The 14,088-nt window shown below is 53.6% G+C and carries 16 protein-coding genes; 10 read left to right on the plus strand and 6 right to left on the minus strand.

Annotation, left to right across the window (positions count from 1 at the left end; translation table 11 throughout):
* Window positions 1-38: 38 nt before the first annotated feature.
* Window positions 39-1,261 (minus strand): IS3 family transposase gene (locus tag CMR03_RS17015; protein WP_425270632.1). Its coding sequence is split into 2 segments (ribosomal slippage): window positions 39-914 and window positions 917-1,261, totalling 1,221 coding nucleotides; the frame shifts between segments, so codons are not numbered across the junction.
* A gap of 265 nt (window positions 1,262-1,526) precedes the next feature.
* Here CMR03_RS17015 and CMR03_RS17020 point away from each other — a divergent pair.
* Entirely contained in the window at window positions 1,527-1,922 is a 396-nt protein-coding gene (locus tag CMR03_RS17020) for a hypothetical protein (protein WP_096012118.1), read from the plus strand.
* Between the two features lie 60 nt (window positions 1,923-1,982).
* Here CMR03_RS17020 and fur read toward each other — a convergent pair whose 3' ends face one another.
* From fur to ybfF, 4 genes are all read right to left on the minus strand, one after another.
* Window positions 1,983-2,426 carry a ferric iron uptake transcriptional regulator gene (fur, locus tag CMR03_RS17025; protein WP_063878769.1) on the minus strand — a complete coding sequence of 148 codons (444 nt, stop codon included), beginning with the start codon at window positions 2,424-2,426 and terminating at the stop codon, window positions 1,983-1,985.
* A 334-nt stretch (window positions 2,427-2,760) separates the two neighbouring features.
* The gene (gene fldA / locus CMR03_RS17030; RefSeq protein WP_063878770.1) at window positions 2,761-3,291 is read right to left on the minus strand and encodes a flavodoxin FldA; all 531 of its coding nucleotides are present in this window, start codon (window positions 3,289-3,291) and stop codon (window positions 2,761-2,763) included.
* A gap of 131 nt (window positions 3,292-3,422) precedes the next feature.
* Window positions 3,423-3,698, minus strand: coding sequence for a LexA regulated protein (gene ybfE, locus CMR03_RS17035; RefSeq protein WP_063878771.1), 276 nt, complete (start codon window positions 3,696-3,698; stop codon window positions 3,423-3,425).
* 166 nt (window positions 3,699-3,864) lie between these two features.
* Window positions 3,865-4,629 carry an esterase gene (ybfF, locus tag CMR03_RS17040; protein ID WP_096012119.1) on the minus strand — a complete coding sequence of 255 codons (765 nt, stop codon included), beginning with the start codon at window positions 4,627-4,629 and terminating at the stop codon, window positions 3,865-3,867.
* A gap of 252 nt (window positions 4,630-4,881) precedes the next feature.
* Here ybfF and seqA point away from each other — a divergent pair, with 252 nt between their 5' ends.
* Both seqA and pgm read left to right on the plus strand, forming a co-directional pair.
* The gene (gene seqA / locus CMR03_RS17045) at window positions 4,882-5,433 is read left to right on the plus strand and encodes a replication initiation negative regulator SeqA (RefSeq protein ID WP_096012520.1); all 552 of its coding nucleotides are present in this window, start codon (window positions 4,882-4,884) and stop codon (window positions 5,431-5,433) included.
* 25 nt (window positions 5,434-5,458) lie between these two features.
* Window positions 5,459-7,099: a phosphoglucomutase (alpha-D-glucose-1,6-bisphosphate-dependent) gene (gene pgm, locus CMR03_RS17050; protein WP_063878773.1), complete on the plus strand. Its 1,641-nt coding sequence runs from the start codon at window positions 5,459-5,461 to the stop codon at window positions 7,097-7,099.
* Between the two features lie 40 nt (window positions 7,100-7,139).
* Here the strand turns inward: pgm and kdpE are convergent, their stop codons facing one another.
* Window positions 7,140-7,814 (minus strand): two-component system response regulator KdpE, encoded by a 675-nt coding sequence (kdpE, locus tag CMR03_RS17055; RefSeq protein WP_063878774.1) that lies wholly within the window; start codon window positions 7,812-7,814, stop codon window positions 7,140-7,142.
* A gap of 256 nt (window positions 7,815-8,070) precedes the next feature.
* On the opposite strand from kdpE, the gene CMR03_RS17060 reads away from it, so the two are divergent.
* The 7 genes from CMR03_RS17060 (at window position 8,071) to pxpA (ending at window position 14,074) form a co-directional block, all read left to right on the plus strand.
* Window positions 8,071-8,271 carry a DUF2517 family protein gene (locus CMR03_RS17060; RefSeq protein ID WP_063878775.1) on the plus strand — a complete coding sequence of 67 codons (201 nt, stop codon included), beginning with the start codon at window positions 8,071-8,073 and terminating at the stop codon, window positions 8,269-8,271.
* A gap of 175 nt (window positions 8,272-8,446) precedes the next feature.
* Entirely contained in the window at window positions 8,447-9,406 is a 960-nt protein-coding gene (locus CMR03_RS17065; protein ID WP_063878776.1) for a YbgA family protein, read from the plus strand.
* A 12-nt stretch (window positions 9,407-9,418) separates the two neighbouring features.
* Window positions 9,419-10,846: a deoxyribodipyrimidine photo-lyase gene (gene phrB / locus CMR03_RS17070; protein WP_096012120.1), complete on the plus strand. Its 1,428-nt coding sequence runs from the start codon at window positions 9,419-9,421 to the stop codon at window positions 10,844-10,846.
* 17 nt (window positions 10,847-10,863) lie between these two features.
* Window positions 10,864-11,607, plus strand: coding sequence for a type 2 GTP cyclohydrolase I (locus CMR03_RS17075; RefSeq protein ID WP_096012121.1), 744 nt, complete (start codon window positions 10,864-10,866; stop codon window positions 11,605-11,607).
* 157 nt (window positions 11,608-11,764) lie between these two features.
* Window positions 11,765-12,421, plus strand: coding sequence for a 5-oxoprolinase subunit PxpB (gene pxpB, locus CMR03_RS17080; RefSeq protein WP_096012521.1), 657 nt, complete (start codon window positions 11,765-11,767; stop codon window positions 12,419-12,421).
* Window positions 12,415-13,347 carry a 5-oxoprolinase subunit PxpC gene (gene pxpC, locus CMR03_RS17085; protein WP_096012122.1) on the plus strand — a complete coding sequence of 311 codons (933 nt, stop codon included), beginning with the start codon at window positions 12,415-12,417 and terminating at the stop codon, window positions 13,345-13,347. Before pxpB ends, pxpC begins: the two co-directional genes overlap by 7 nt.
* On the plus strand, window positions 13,337-14,074 hold the full coding sequence (gene pxpA / locus CMR03_RS17090; RefSeq protein WP_063878780.1) for a 5-oxoprolinase subunit PxpA: 738 nt from the start codon (window positions 13,337-13,339) through the stop codon (window positions 14,072-14,074). The genes pxpC and pxpA overlap by 11 nt, the downstream gene beginning before the upstream one ends.
* Window positions 14,075-14,088: the final 14 nt, after the last annotated feature.

Raw genomic sequence — 14,088 nt, forward strand, 5'->3', positions numbered from 1 at the left:
TGACTAGTCCTGGCATAGGTTGACACTTTTTTTATCTTTTAAAACGCCTGATGTACCTCATCAGGCGTTTTGTATTTTAATGACAGATGAGGACGCTGGCTGTTATAGATCCTGACTGACTCACTGACCATCCTGCCTGCCTGCACCACGTCTGCCGGACGCGTAATCAGTAATTCATTTTTCAGTATGCCGTTAACCCTTTCTGCCAGCGCATTCTGATAGCAGTCGTAGCCGTCCGTCATTGAACAGACAAGACCGTGTTTTTTATGCACTGACTGATACATTGCCGAACAGTACTGAAGTCCGCGATCTGAGTGGTGGATCAGGCGGCCCTTTCCCTGCCGCTCCCTCAGTGCCATTTGCAGCGCCTTAATAACGTGTTCCGTATGCAGACTTTCATGAACATGATACCCCACGATTTTTCGTGAGAAAGCGTCCGTTACCAGACTGATGTAGGCCATACCTGTTCTTACCGGAAGCCAGGTGATGTCGGCAACCCATACCTGCTCCGGACCGGAGATTACCGTCTGCTCCGGCCCCGCTTTCAGCAGATTCGGATGTCTGTAAAAATGATGACGGCTGTTCGTTGTTTTATGATAAGCCCTTGCCGGATGAACCAGTAACCGGGCTTCCCGCAGCACAGCGAACAGACTGTCCCGCCCGATATGCAATGCGGCATCTTCCCGCTCGTTAAGAATATGCTGCAGTTTCCGGGTACCCAGGCGGGGCTGCTGTAACCTGATAAGTCTGACTTCTTCAGTAATGCGGTGTGCCTTTTCAGCCCTGCGCATTTCACGCCGGCATCCCTGATACCAGGCCTGACGGCTTATCTTTAAATACCGGCAGACCCTGACGACAGTCAGTTTCAGGGATTGTGTCTGTGCTTTCGCGATAAGGACGCTAACTGCTTCTTTGTGAGTGTGGCACCGAATTCGGTGTTCATCACCTTCACGACAGCTTCAAAAAACTGCGCTTTAACTTCGGATTCAGCCAGTTGCTGCTCAAGCTCTTTGATTCGCTGTTCAGGTGTGAGGGGGAGAGATTTTGTCATGTTTCCTCCACGGGTGGTGCGCTGCCGGGATGACTGCCAGTCCAGATGACCGTATTTACGTAACCACATGAGCACGGTGGAACATCCCTGGATGCCGTAGCGTTCCTGAGCCTGGCGGTAAGTCATCTCGCCTTTTTCAACCTGCTCCACGACTGCCAGCTTAAAAGACAGAGAGTAATCCCGCTGAGTGCGTTTAACATACTGTTTCATCACATTCTCCTCAAAACCAGTGGAAAATGTGTCAACGCTATTCAGGACGGGACATGGATAATCAAAAGGGCGACTTATCGCCCTTTTTTGTTATGGATATTTTTTTTAACGCCGACATTTCTTCTGAGCACATCAACAGTCATTAATTTTATTTTTGTGGAACCGCTCTCAGATTAATTTTTTTAATAAATTTCCAGATGTTAATTCTTTTTTTTCAGGTACGCTAACCCTCTGAAGTCTCAGTTTGCGGGTTTAAAAGGAAAAAATGACGGTTTTCGCACAGGAAGCTAAACACAGCGTTGTCGTGTTACATCAGCTTATTGAACATATTTTTAATCATCGTCATGCCAGTGGCGACAGCTTTCATCTGCTGCTCTCTCACTTTCATCCTGACTTTCGCATGGTCACGCCCCAGGGAAAGCAGCTGAATCTGAATGAGGTCGAAGATCTGTTTCGTCGATTGCAGGGGGCAAGGGAGGGGATGCGCATCGCGACCAGCGAACACGTGATTCTTTCAGAGCACGCCAACGAAGTGACGATTCAGTACCGTGAATTGCAAATGATGAACGGAGAAAACAAAAGCCGTATTTCGCTGGCGATTCTGGATTGCACCACCTCTGTTCCTCGCTGGCGCTATCTGCAGGAAACGCTGGTGGCCTGACTGACAGGCATAAAAAAGCCGATGCAAGCATCGGCTTTTTTACTTCAAAACGGAAAGAGGTTATTTGTCGTGCAGTGTTTCGTCTTCACGGCAGTCGCCCAGTGCACAGTGACCGTACAGGTACAGGCTGTGGTTGGTGAGCTTAATACCGTGACGCGTCGCGATCTCACGCTGACGCGTCTCAATAGATTCATCACTAAACTCAATCACTTTACCGCAATCCAGGCAGATCAAGTGATCGTGATGGTGCTGCTGTGTCAGCTCAAACACCGATTTACCGCCTTCAAAGTTATGGCGGGTTACGATGCCTGCATCATCGAACTGGTTAAGGACACGGTAAACCGTGGCCAGTCCGATCTCTTCGCCCATGTCGAGCAGGCGTTTATACAGATCTTCCGCGCTGACGTGATGGCATGCAGGTTCCTGAAGCACTTCCAGAATTTTAAGTCTGGGCAATGTGACTTTCAGGCCAGCCTTCTTTAATGCGGTATTGTTGTCAGTCATGCGGATATTGTCCTGTTACTTTAGTCACTCTTGTGGCACGTAGCCTGTATGTCGATCGACCGCCATTCTCATTTGCGTCTCATTATAGAACTGATGCGCTGAAATGAAAACCGATGCTCCTGCGGTGCGCCAGCGGCGATGTTCGCTGCACATGGCATGGAGAGCGGATGCTGGCATTTCGCGTTTTGTCATCTCAGTTCCAGGGAAATAAGCAGATGATCGATGCGGGTATTCTACAGATTAAATGGGGAAAGTTACAAAAATGTAGCTATTATTTTTATAGAAAAAGACATTCGCCCAGTGTGAACCTGCGTCCACACTGAGCTCAGCGCGATCAGGCTTCAATAATTTCTTTCAGCTGCAGCTCATCAAAGATCTGCTTCACCCATTTCTCAACGCGTTCGTTGGTCAGCTCTGGCTGACGATCTTCGTCAATGGCCAGGCCAAGGAAATGGTTATCGTCTGCCAGACCTTTTGAGGCTTCGAAATGGTAGCCCTCGGTCGGCCAGTGACCCACGATGATGGCACCGTTAGGTTCGATGATGTCACGAATGGTGCCCATGGCGTCACAGAAGTATTCTGCGTAGTCTTCCTGATCGCCACAGCCAAACAGCGCAACCAGCTTACCGTTGAAGTCGATCTCTTCCAGAGTAGGGAAGAAGTCATCCCAGTCGCACTGTGCTTCGCCATAGTACCAGGTGGGAATGCCCAGCAGCAGGATGTCAAAGGCTTCTAAGTCTTCTTTAGTGCTTTTCGCGATGTCGTGAACTTCTGCAACGTCTTTACCCAGTTGTTTCTGGATCATTTTTGCAATGTTTTCGGTGTTACCGGTATCGCTGCCAAAGAAGATGCCTACGATTGCCATGGGTAAAATAACCTCTTAAATCCTGATGATAGAATGAATGCCGAAGCCTATTCAGCAAATAATAGCAGACCGGGCAAACGGGCGGAACGTGTAAAGCCGCGACATTTGTTTCTGTGTGCGGTTTACGCGCGTTAGTCCAGTTTGAGCTGTGCCAACAGCATTTGTTCAATTAATTCGCTGCGGCTGAGATTACGCTGTTCAGCCAGCATGTTCAGCGCTTCCACCGCGTCGCTGTTCATTTTGAGTTCGACACGGCGAAGCCCGCGCCCTTTGTCACGTTTCAGTTGATTGCGTTTGTTGATACGCAGTTGTTCATCGCGCGTGAGCGGACTGGTTTTGGGGCGACCAGGGCGACGCTCGTTAGCGAACAGATCGAGCGTGGTGCGGTCAGTGTGTTCTTTTGCCATGACTTAATACAACTGAATGGGCGCGAACGAGGCGTTTCCGCTGCGCAGATTAAATTATTGACTCTTCCCGCGGGTAAGTTGCCCCACGGCAAAAATTTAGCGCGCCATCATACTCCAGGCTAACCACGGACGCCAATCTTAAACTTTTACAGCCAGTTAAGCCGTTTTAAAGTGCAAAAAAGCGTCGAATACTGCGTAAAACCGCATCCGGTTTTTCAGCGTGCACCCAGTGCCCGGCACCGCCGATAACATGCGCATGGGCGGAGGGAAACTGCCGGAGTATCGCATCACGGTACTGGTTATCCAGATAGGGCGAATCGCCACCGCGAATAAACAGCGCAGGATGGGGCCAGGCCGGCACGTCTTGCCAGCCGGCGATCAACGCATAGTTGTCCCACAATACTGGCACATTAAAACGCCATTCGCCGTTGCTGAAGGATTTCAGGATGAACTGAATCACGCCGTCTTCATGGATATGCGTACGCATGACCTCTGCGGCTTCACTGCGCAAAGTGACGCCCGCCGCCGTGACCGCACGGATAGCGGCAAAGATCTCATCGTGCCGACGTGTCTGGTAGTCAACCGGGGCGATATCGATCATCACCATCTGTTCTATGCGCTCCGGTGCCAGTGCGCTCATCGTCATGGCAATTTTACCGCCCATGGAGTGACCGATGACTGAAACCTGAGCGATCCCCTGCGCATCCAGTGTGTCCAGCATATCCTGCGCCATGACAGTGTAGTTCATCTCGTCAGCGCGCGGCGATAACCCATGATTACGCACATCAACCTGAATCAAGGGGCGATCATCTTTAAGCCCACGGGCCAGTATGCCAAGGTTATCGAGACTGCCAAACAGACCGTGAATAAGCAGGACAGGCGTGGAATCAGCAGGAGATTGTTCAGTTTGCAGACGGGCATTCAAAATCATAGCAAAGTTCTTAAGTGTGAGACCTGAGCTTAGGTTATCATGGTTTCACCTTTTCAGGCGCGCTGCTTCCAGCGGCATTAGGACATATTCTGACTTTTGCCCATAAACCGTTTGAATGCTATCAGCCTGTCTGAATTTAACTTTATAATCTTCATGTTAGAACCTGCCCCCTTTCTGAAATGCCTGCGAGCACGTCGGGATTTTCAGAAAATCGCTGGTTCTGTCGTGAGCAAAAAAACCGTACGGAATAAGATGAAAACGATCGAAGTTGACGAAGAGCTCTACCGTTATATTGCCAGCCACACGCAACATATTGGCGAAAGTGCATCCGATATTCTGCGCCGTATGCTGAAGTTCACGGCCGGTCAGTTAGCGACTGTGACTGACGCGCAGCCTGTTGCCGCATCGGCACCCTCAAAAGCGGCACAGTCGGCGGGTAATGAATCGCGTCCCCAGGATCGTGTGCGTGCGGTGCGTGAATTACTGCTTTCTGATGAATATGCTGAGCAGAAGCGGGCGGTTAATCGCTTTATGCTAATCTTGTCAACGCTCTATCGTCTGGATACGGCGGCGTTTGCCGAGGCGACAACGTCGCTGCAGGGCCGCACGCGCATCTATTTCGCGGGCGATGAACACACGCTGCTACAAGGCGGTACCCATACTAAGCCGAAGCACGTACCCGGCACGCCGTACTGGGTCATCACCAATACCAATACCGGTCGTAAACGCAGCATGGTCGAACACATCATGCTGTCGATGCAGTTCCCTTCGGAACTGACAGAGAAAGTTTGCGGCACCATTTAAACTGAAGCGTCAGGGAGAAGCGCCAATGGCCAATCACCCCCGTGCCGGGCAGCCTGCCCAGCAGAGCGATTTGATTAACGTTGCACAATTAACATCACAATATTATGTCCTGCAGCCCGATGTGGCGAACCCAGAACATGCGGTGAAATTTGGCACATCAGGCCATCGCGGTAGCGCAGGACGCCACAGCTTTAACGAAAAGCACATTCTGGCGATTGCCCAGGCGATTGCGGAAGAGCGTAGCAAGAACGGGATCACCGGTCCGTGCTACGTAGGCAAAGACACGCATGCGCTTTCTGAACCTGCGCTGCTGTCCGTGCTGGAAGTGCTGGCCGCAAACGGTGTGGACGTGATTGTTCAGCAGGACAATGGCTACACGCCAACGCCGGCGATTTCAAACGCCATCCTTGAGCACAACAAATCGGGTGGTCAGCTCGCGGATGGTATTGTGATTACGCCGTCGCACAATCCCCCCGAAGATGGTGGGATTAAATACAATCCGCCGAACGGTGGACCTGCCGATACCAACGTCACCAAAGTGGTCGAAGACCGCGCCAATCAGCTGTTGAAAGACGGCTTAAAAGACGTCAAACGTCTGCCACTGGACCAGGCCTGGGCCAGCGGTCGCGTGGTCGAGAAAGATTTGATCCAGCCTTACGTTGAAGGGCTTTCACAGATCATCGATTTTCCGGCGATTCAAAAAGCCGGCCTGAAAATTGGCGTCGATCCGCTTGGTGGTTCCGGTATTGCCTACTGGCAGCGTATTGCGGAGCACTACAAACTTGACCTGACGTTGGTGAATGACGCAGTTGACCAGACTTTCCGCTTCATGCATCTGGACAAAGATGGCGTGGTGCGCATGGACTGCTCGTCCGAATGTGCCATGGCGGGCCTGCTGGCGTACAAAGACAAATTCGATCTGGCCTTTGGTAACGATCCGGATTATGACCGCCACGGTATCGTTACGCCTGCCGGGCTGATGAATCCGAACCATTATCTGGCGGTGGCGATCAACTATCTGTTCCAGCATCGTCCACAGTGGGGCAAAGACGTTGCCGTGGGTAAAACCCTGGTATCCAGTGCCATGATTGACCGCGTGGTTAACGACATCGGCCGCAAGCTGGTGGAAGTGCCGGTTGGCTTTAAGTGGTTTGTCGATGGCCTGTTTGACGGCAGTTTTGGCTTTGGTGGCGAAGAGAGCGCGGGCGCATCCTTCCTGCGCTTTGACGGTACGCCATGGTCAACTGACAAAGACGGCATCATCATGTGCCTGCTGGCAGCGGAAATTACGGCCGTTACCGGCAAGAACCCGCAGCAGCACTATGACGAACTGGCCGCACGTTTTGGTGCACCAAGCTATAACCGTCTGCAGGCATCCGCCAGCTCGGCGCAGAAAGCGGCGCTGTCTAAGCTGTCACCTGAGATGGTCAGTGCGGATACGTTAGCGGGCGATCCGATTACCGCGCGCCTGACGGCTGCGCCAGGTAATGGCGCGTCTATCGGCGGATTGAAAGTCATGACGGAAAACGGCTGGTTTGCTGCCCGTCCATCGGGCACCGAAGATGCGTACAAAATCTATTGTGAAAGTTTCCTGGGCGCAGAGCACCGTGCACAGATCGAAAAAGAAGCGGTAGAGATTGTCAGCGAAGTGCTGAAAAACGCCTGATAAGTCAGTTAAATGAAAAAAGCGCCGCTGGCGCTTTTTTTTATGGCATAAAGCGGTAGCCGATGCCGGTTTCCGTTAACAGATGTACTGGCTGAGTAGGATTCGCCTCCAGTTTCTGTCGCAGGTGTCCCATATAGATGCGCAGGTAGTGGCTGTGCTCGACGGCGTTCGGCCCCCAGACCTGACTTAACAGCTGACGCTGGGTCAACACTTTACCCGCGTTGTTCAGCAGGGTCGTCAGCAAGCGAAACTCTATCGGGGTGAGATGAACTTCCTCTCCGCCGCGAAGCACTCTGCGCGCCGCAATATCCACGGTGACATCGGCGAAGCTGACTTTTGGATCGGCATGTTGCCCGGCGTGGCGACGCAAAGCAACGCGCACCCGTGCCAGCAGTTCACCAATGCCAAAGGGTTTCGTCAGGTAATCATCAGCGCCTGCGTCCAGCGCATCGATCTTATCCTGCTCGTCGATTCGGGCCGACAGAACAATCACGGGCAGCGCGCTCCACTGGCGTAGTTCGCCAATAAAGGTTTTGCCGTCGCCGTCAGGCAGCCCGAGATCGAGAATGACCAGATCGGGTTTTCGCGTCGCTGCCTCGATCAGCCCGCGCTGCAGCGTCTCGGCATCGAAAACCTTCAGGCCTTCACTTTCCAGCGCGATGCGCACGAAGCGGCGAATTTCTTTCTCATCTTCAATGATTAAAACCGTGGTCACACCAAGCCTGCCATTGCCTGAAAAGGGAAAACACACTGTACCAACTTTTCAGTCGTTCGTCCGTGTTGCCATAAACCTGCCTCAAAGATCATCGCTACAACCATTATTTAACCAAAATGTAACTAATTTTCAAATTGCCGCAGGAAGAACAAAAAAGAGTCAAATTTAGTGGTCAGATGAGTAGTAAAATTACACAATCAGGCGTAATATTAGACGCAGATCACATTTAACCCCGATTTCGCGCCAGGAGAAATCCATGTACCGGACCTATTCACGCCATAAAATCATTTTGCGCCGTACGCTGGTTATCCTGTTGGGCCTGCTGGCACTGCCGGTCATGCTGTTTCGCCAGGATCGCGCACGTTTTTACAGCTATCTGCATCGTATGTGGTGTAAAACCAGCGCAAAACCGGTCTGGCTGGCGCAGTCTGAGGCCGCAGCCGGTATTTTTTGGTAAGCAGGCTGCGCTAACCGCATCCATCTGCTCACCGACAGGCCTGTTCTCTTGCTTGACTCGAAGGGAACGGGCTTTTTTTTAGGCGTTATCGCACTCTGCTTCATGGTGAAGGCTGATTTCCGTTATTTTTTGAGCTACACTTAAACCTCTACAAGTTTTCGGAGGTTGTACAAGTATGAGCGAAAAAATTCCGGTTGGAATCAGCGCTTGCTTGCTGGGTGAGAGCGTCAGATTTGATGGCGGCCACAAACGCCTGGCCTTCGCCACTGAGCAACTTACCCCATTCGTGCGTTTTGAACCTGTCTGCCCTGAAATGGCGATTGGCCTTCCTACGCCTCGTCCAGCGCTTCGCCTCGTTAAAACCGGCGATGATGACGATCTTCACCTGTGCTTTAGCAAAGAAGGCGGGGAAGATATCACCGATAAAATGCGCAACTGGTCCGAAAACCGGGTTAAATCTCTCCATCATCTTTGCGGCTACATTCTGTGTGCAAAATCACCCAGTTGCGGGATGGAACGCGTACGCATTTATGAACCGGCCACGAACAATAACCGCAAAGCGGGGACCGGTATTTTTACTGAATTTCTGCAACGTGAAATGCCCTGGTTGCCGCTTGAAGAAGATGGACGCCTGAACGATCCGGCGCTGCGCGAAAATTTTATTGGTCGCATCTGCGCGCTCCATGAGTTTTATCAGATGTGGAAAGCGGGCCTGACGCGCCACAGCCTGATTGCCTTTCACAGCCGCTACAAGCTGTTGCTGCTGGCCCATTCGCAAAAAAAATACCGTGAGCTGGGGCCCTTTGTCGCCTCAATGAACCAGTGGGAATCACTGGAGGCTTTTGCCTCTGAGTACCGCAACCGGCTGATGGATTTGATGTCTCAGCCCGCTTCTCGCACCAACCACACCAATGTGTTGATGCACGTTCAGGGATATTTCCGTAGTCAGTTAAGCTCGCCTCAGCGTAAAGAGCTGACGTCGCTGATTGACTGCTACCGCCAGGGAACGCAACCCCTGTTAGCGCCCATCACCATCCTCAAACACTACATGGCGGAATACCCACATCCGTGGCTGACGCAGCAGCGTTACTTCGATCCATATCCCGAAGCCCTGCGCCTGCGATATGGACAATGATTCAGGAGCATTATGACCACCCATTTAGTCTGGCTGCGAAACGATCTGCGCATTAATGATAATCTGGCACTGCACGCGGCCTGCAATCAACCTGATGCCAACGTGATTGCGCTGTTTATCGCAACGCCGGGACAGTGGCAGCAACATGAGATGGCACCCCGGCAGGCCGCTTTCATTCACCAGAATCTGTGTATACTTCAGTCTTCCCTGGCGGAGCGGGGCATTCCGCTGCATTTTCATCAGTGTGATGATTTTGCGGCCAGCATCGGGTTCCTGGTCGAATTCTGCCAAAAGCAGCAGGTTGATCAGCTGTTTTATAACTATCAGTACGAAGTTAACGAACGTGAGCGGGACGCCAGGGCTGAAAAACGGCTGCATGAAGTGGACGTGGTTTGTCAGGGCTTTGATGACAGCGTACTGCTGTCGCCGGGGAGTATTCAAACCGGTGATGGTGAGATGTACAAAGTGTTTACGCCGTTCAGCCGCGCCTTTCTCCGTCGGTTACAGCAGGGGCTACCTGAGTGCGTACCCGCCCCTAAAGCCCGCGCAGGTGCGCCGCTTAGCGGACAAGAAAGCATCCCGCCTTTCGATTATCCCCACGCCGATATTGACGCGTCGCTGTTTCCGCCCGGTGAACAGGCGGCGATTAAGCGGTTACGCGAGTTCGCCAAAAAAGCGGTTCTCGATTATTCAACGCAGCGCGATCTGCCTGCGCTGGACAGTACCAGTCGTCTGTCGGGCTATCTCGCTGTCGGCGTGCTCTCGCCACGGCAATGCCTGCATCGCATCCTCCATGAACAGCCGAAAGCACTGGATAACAGCCCGGCTACCGTATGGATCAATGAACTGATATGGCGTGAGTTCTATCGCCATCTCATCGTGGCGCACCCGCGTTTGTGTAAACATCAGCCCTTTGTCCACTGGACGCGCAATGTGGAGTGGCAACGCAACAGTGCGCATTTCGAGGCCTGGAAAGCGGGTAAAACCGGTTATCCCATCGTGGATGCGGCCATGCGCCAGATGCATACGCTTGGCTGGATGCATAACAGACTGCGTATGATTACGGCCAGTTTTCTGGTTAAAGATCTGCTTATCGACTGGCGGGAAGGCGAGCGTTACTTTATGCAGCAACTGATAGACGGTGATTTGGCTGCCAACAATGGCGGCTGGCAGTGGGCGGCCTCAACCGGAACGGATGCTGCCCCCTATTTCCGCATTTTCAACCCGACCACCCAGGGCGAGCGCTTTGATAAAGCGGGTGAGTTTATCCGCCGCTATCTGCCTGAGCTGAGCGCGGTCCCTGATAGTGATATTCATCAGCCGCATCAATGGGCGCAGAAAAATAACAAGACACTCGATTATCCAGCGCCAATCGTGGAACATAAAGACGCACGTAAAAAGACACTCGACGCCTTTGAGCGCGCGAAGAACGCGGCCTGAGGCGGCAAGGAGCAGAAATGAATCATCATGAGTTAGAAAGCATCGTCAACCAGCAGCTGGACACCCACAGCTTCAGCGATTACGCGCCAAACGGCCTTCAGGTAGAAGGGCGCGCCGAGGTAAAAACGGTGATCACCGGCGTCACCGCCTGCCAGGCGTTACTGGATGAAGCCGTGGCCCGTCATGCCGATGCGGTGCTGGTGCATCACGGTTATTTCTGGAAAAACGAGCCTGCGGTCATTAAAGGGATGAAGCGCCAACGGCTGCGTACCCTGTTGACTAACGATATTAATCTCTATGGCTGGCACTTACCGCTGGATGCGCACCCTCAACTGGGTAATAACGCGCAGCTGGCTAAACTGCTGGACATCAAGGTGATGGGCGAGATCATGCCGCTGGTGCCCTGGGGCGAATTTACCCAGCCAGTGACAGGTCAGCAACTGGCCCAGCGTATTACCGAGGTGCTGGGGCGTGAGCCGCTGCACTGCGGCGATAATGCGCCTGCTGAAATCCGCCGCGTGGCCTGGTGCAGTGGTGGCGGTCAAGGGTTTATCGACAGTGCGGCTGTCTTTGGGGTGGATGCTTTTATAACGGGTGAAGTGTCTGAGCAAACCATTCACAGCGCACGCGAGCAGGGCCTGCACTTTTTCGCCGCCGGTCACCATGCGACCGAACGGTGCGGCATCCAGGCGCTGGGTGAGTGGCTGGCGGCAGAGCATGGCCTTGATGTGACCTTTATTGATATCCCTAATCCTGCCTGATCCTGTGGGTTCTGTATAACGCGACAGAACCCAAATCTGTTGACACATCTCTGTCACTTTCGCATAACTACCTTCTTCAGGCCACAACACCAGGGCCTGCTTTTGGACGCCAGCATGATGCCTGAGCGCAATCATTCAGTTTACCGGGAGGTGCGTGTTGCAAAAAACACGATGCTATATGCTGGGCGAACGTGCGGTGGTGCTGGAACTGGCACCGCCGGTTTCACTGGAAAGCCAGCAGCGAATATGGCACCTGAGTCACCGCGTGCAGTCACATGATGCGATACGGGACGTGATTCCCGGGATGAACAATCTCACCTTGCTGCTGCACGATGCGCCCGCTGATGCGCAGCAGGCGATCGATCAGCTCAACCACTGGTGGCAGGAAAGTGAGGCACAGGCCATCGAGTCCCGTGTGATGCAGATACCGGTTATCTACGGCGGTGAGGTGGGGCCAGACCTGACGCTGGTGGCGGAAAACGCCGGCATGTCAGTAACACAGGTGGTGGAGTTGCACAGCAGTCGCGATTACGACGTTTTTTTTATTGGTTTCCAGCCAGGATTTCCCTATCTGGCCGGGCTTGATCCTCGTCTGCACATCCCACGCCGTGCGGAACCCCGCGTTGTCGTCCCTGCCGGTTCGGTAGGGATTGGCGGGAGTCAGACGGGGGTTTATCCGTTAGCTTCGCCCGGCGGCTGGCAGCTCATTGGTCAAACCCAGCTGGCGCTCTTCACGCCACAGCAGCAGCCACCCACGTTGCTGCATCCGGGTGATAAAGTCCGTTTTGTTCCGCAAAAGGAAGGCATATGTTAACAATTCTTCGGGCGGGGCTGGCAACCAGTATTCAGGATTTCGGCCGCAATGACTGGCGGCAATACGGTATCGGCGTGAGTGGCGTTCTGGATCAGCCCGCCATGATCACGGCAAATTTACTGGTCGGTAATCCACCGGGCAGCGCTGTGCTGGAAATTGTCCTGGGTCAGTTCAAAGCAGAATTCAGACGTAATGGCTGGTTCGCCTTAACGGGGGCCGGCTGTCAGGCCGAACTGGATGGCAAGCCCGTCTGGACCGGTTGGCGGCTGCCGGTCAAAAAAGGTCAGGTGCTGGTGCTAAAGAAACCGGTCCACGGGATGCGCAGTTATCTGGCAATACAGGGCGGGTTCGATGTGCCGGACGTGCTGGGTTCATGCAGCACGGATTTGAAAGCCGGATTTGGCGGTTTTCAGGGGCGCACCTTGCAGGATGGCGATCGTCTTCCTTTAGGCCAGCCGGGGCAGCCTTTCACCCATAAAAAAGGTGTAAAGCAGTTGCTGTGGGGCAACCGCATTCGCGCGCTGCCGGGGCCGGAATATCACGAATTCAGTGAGGAGGCCCAGCAAAAGCTGTGGCGAGCAGCATGGACACTCAATCCACAAAGTAACCGCATGGGCTACCGTTTGCAGGGGCCTGCCTTGCAACGTGAAACCTCACGCGAGCTGTTATCCCATGGCCTGGTGCCGGGCGTCATTCAGGTGCCCGGTAGCGGGCAACCTATCGTATTGCTGGCCGATGCACAAACGACCGGCGGCTATCCGCGCATTGCCTGCATTATAGAGAGCGATCTCTACCATCTGGCGCAGATCCGTCTGGGGGAACCGATCCATTTTGTGCCCTGTACGACACAGGAGGCGCGGGCAGCAAAACGGCAACAGCAGCACGCACTGGATCAAATAGCATGGGGACTGGCTAATGAAAATTGACTTAAACGCCGATCTGGGGGAGGGCGGCGACAGCGATCGTGCGCTGTTGCAACTGGTGAGCTCCGCCAATATCGCCTGTGGGTTTCACGCGGGCGATGCCCAGACGATGCTGCAATCCGTGCGCTGGGCCAGCGCATTTGGTGTGGCAATAGGCGCGCATCCCAGCTTTCCTGACCGTGAGAATTTTGGCCGCAGCGCCATGCAACTGCCGCCCGAAACTGTTTACGCCCAAATTATCTACCAGGTGGGCGCGCTGAAAAGCCTGGCGGAGAGCGAAGGGCAATCGCTGGTCCATGTAAAGCCCCATGGAATGTTGTACAACCAGGCTGCCGCCGACGCCGTGCTTGCGGACGCCATTGCCCGTGCCGTTAAGGCCGTCGATGCCGGACTGATTGTCGTGGGGCTGGCGAACAGCGAATCCATTCGGGCGGCGGCCCACTACGGCCTGAAAACCCGCGAAGAAGTGTTTGCCGATCGCGGCTATCTCAGTAGCGGTGCCCTGGTGCCTCGGGGTCAACCTGGCGCGCTAATTGAAGAGGAAGCGCAGGCTATCGACCAGACCCTGGCGATGGTGCAGCAGGGGCGGGTAAAAAGCCTGAGTGGTGAGTGGGTTGCGGTCAATGCTCAAACCGTCTGTGTGCACGGTGATGGGGAACATGCCCTGCAGTTTGCGCAACGATTACGTGCCAGCTTCGCCAATAACAATATTGCTGTAACCAGTCAATAAAGCGGCACAGCCGG

The sequence above is a fragment of the Pantoea allii genome (genome assembly GCF_002307475.1).
Lineage (GTDB): Bacteria > Pseudomonadota > Gammaproteobacteria > Enterobacterales > Enterobacteriaceae > Pantoea > Pantoea allii.

Bases quoted from the DNA above. Each gene is read 5' to 3' on its own strand.
- CMR03_RS17020 (WP_096012118.1), top strand. From the start codon at position 1,527: ATGACGGTTTTCGCACAGGAAGCTAAACACAGCGTTGTCGTGTTACAT.
- CMR03_RS17065 (WP_063878776.1), top strand. From the start codon at position 8,447: ATGAGCGAAAAAATTCCGGTTGGAATCAGCGCTTGCTTGCTGGGTGAG.
- CMR03_RS17060 (WP_063878775.1), top strand. From the start codon at position 8,071: ATGTACCGGACCTATTCACGCCATAAAATCATTTTGCGCCGTACGCTG.
- pgm (WP_063878773.1), top strand. From the start codon at position 5,459: ATGGCCAATCACCCCCGTGCCGGGCAGCCTGCCCAGCAGAGCGATTTG.
- ybfF (WP_096012119.1), bottom strand. From the start codon at position 4,629: ATGATTTTGAATGCCCGTCTGCAAACTGAACAATCTCCTGCTGATTCC.
- fldA (WP_063878770.1), bottom strand. From the start codon at position 3,291: ATGGCAATCGTAGGCATCTTCTTTGGCAGCGATACCGGTAACACCGAA.
- pxpC (WP_096012122.1), top strand. From the start codon at position 12,415: ATGTTAACAATTCTTCGGGCGGGGCTGGCAACCAGTATTCAGGATTTC.
- ybfE (WP_063878771.1), bottom strand. From the start codon at position 3,698: ATGGCAAAAGAACACACTGACCGCACCACGCTCGATCTGTTCGCTAAC.
- CMR03_RS17075 (WP_096012121.1), top strand. From the start codon at position 10,864: ATGAATCATCATGAGTTAGAAAGCATCGTCAACCAGCAGCTGGACACC.
- phrB (WP_096012120.1), top strand. From the start codon at position 9,419: ATGACCACCCATTTAGTCTGGCTGCGAAACGATCTGCGCATTAATGAT.
- seqA (WP_096012520.1), top strand. From the start codon at position 4,882: ATGAAAACGATCGAAGTTGACGAAGAGCTCTACCGTTATATTGCCAGC.
- pxpA (WP_063878780.1), top strand. From the start codon at position 13,337: ATGAAAATTGACTTAAACGCCGATCTGGGGGAGGGCGGCGACAGCGAT.
- fur (WP_063878769.1), bottom strand. From the start codon at position 2,426: ATGACTGACAACAATACCGCATTAAAGAAGGCTGGCCTGAAAGTCACA.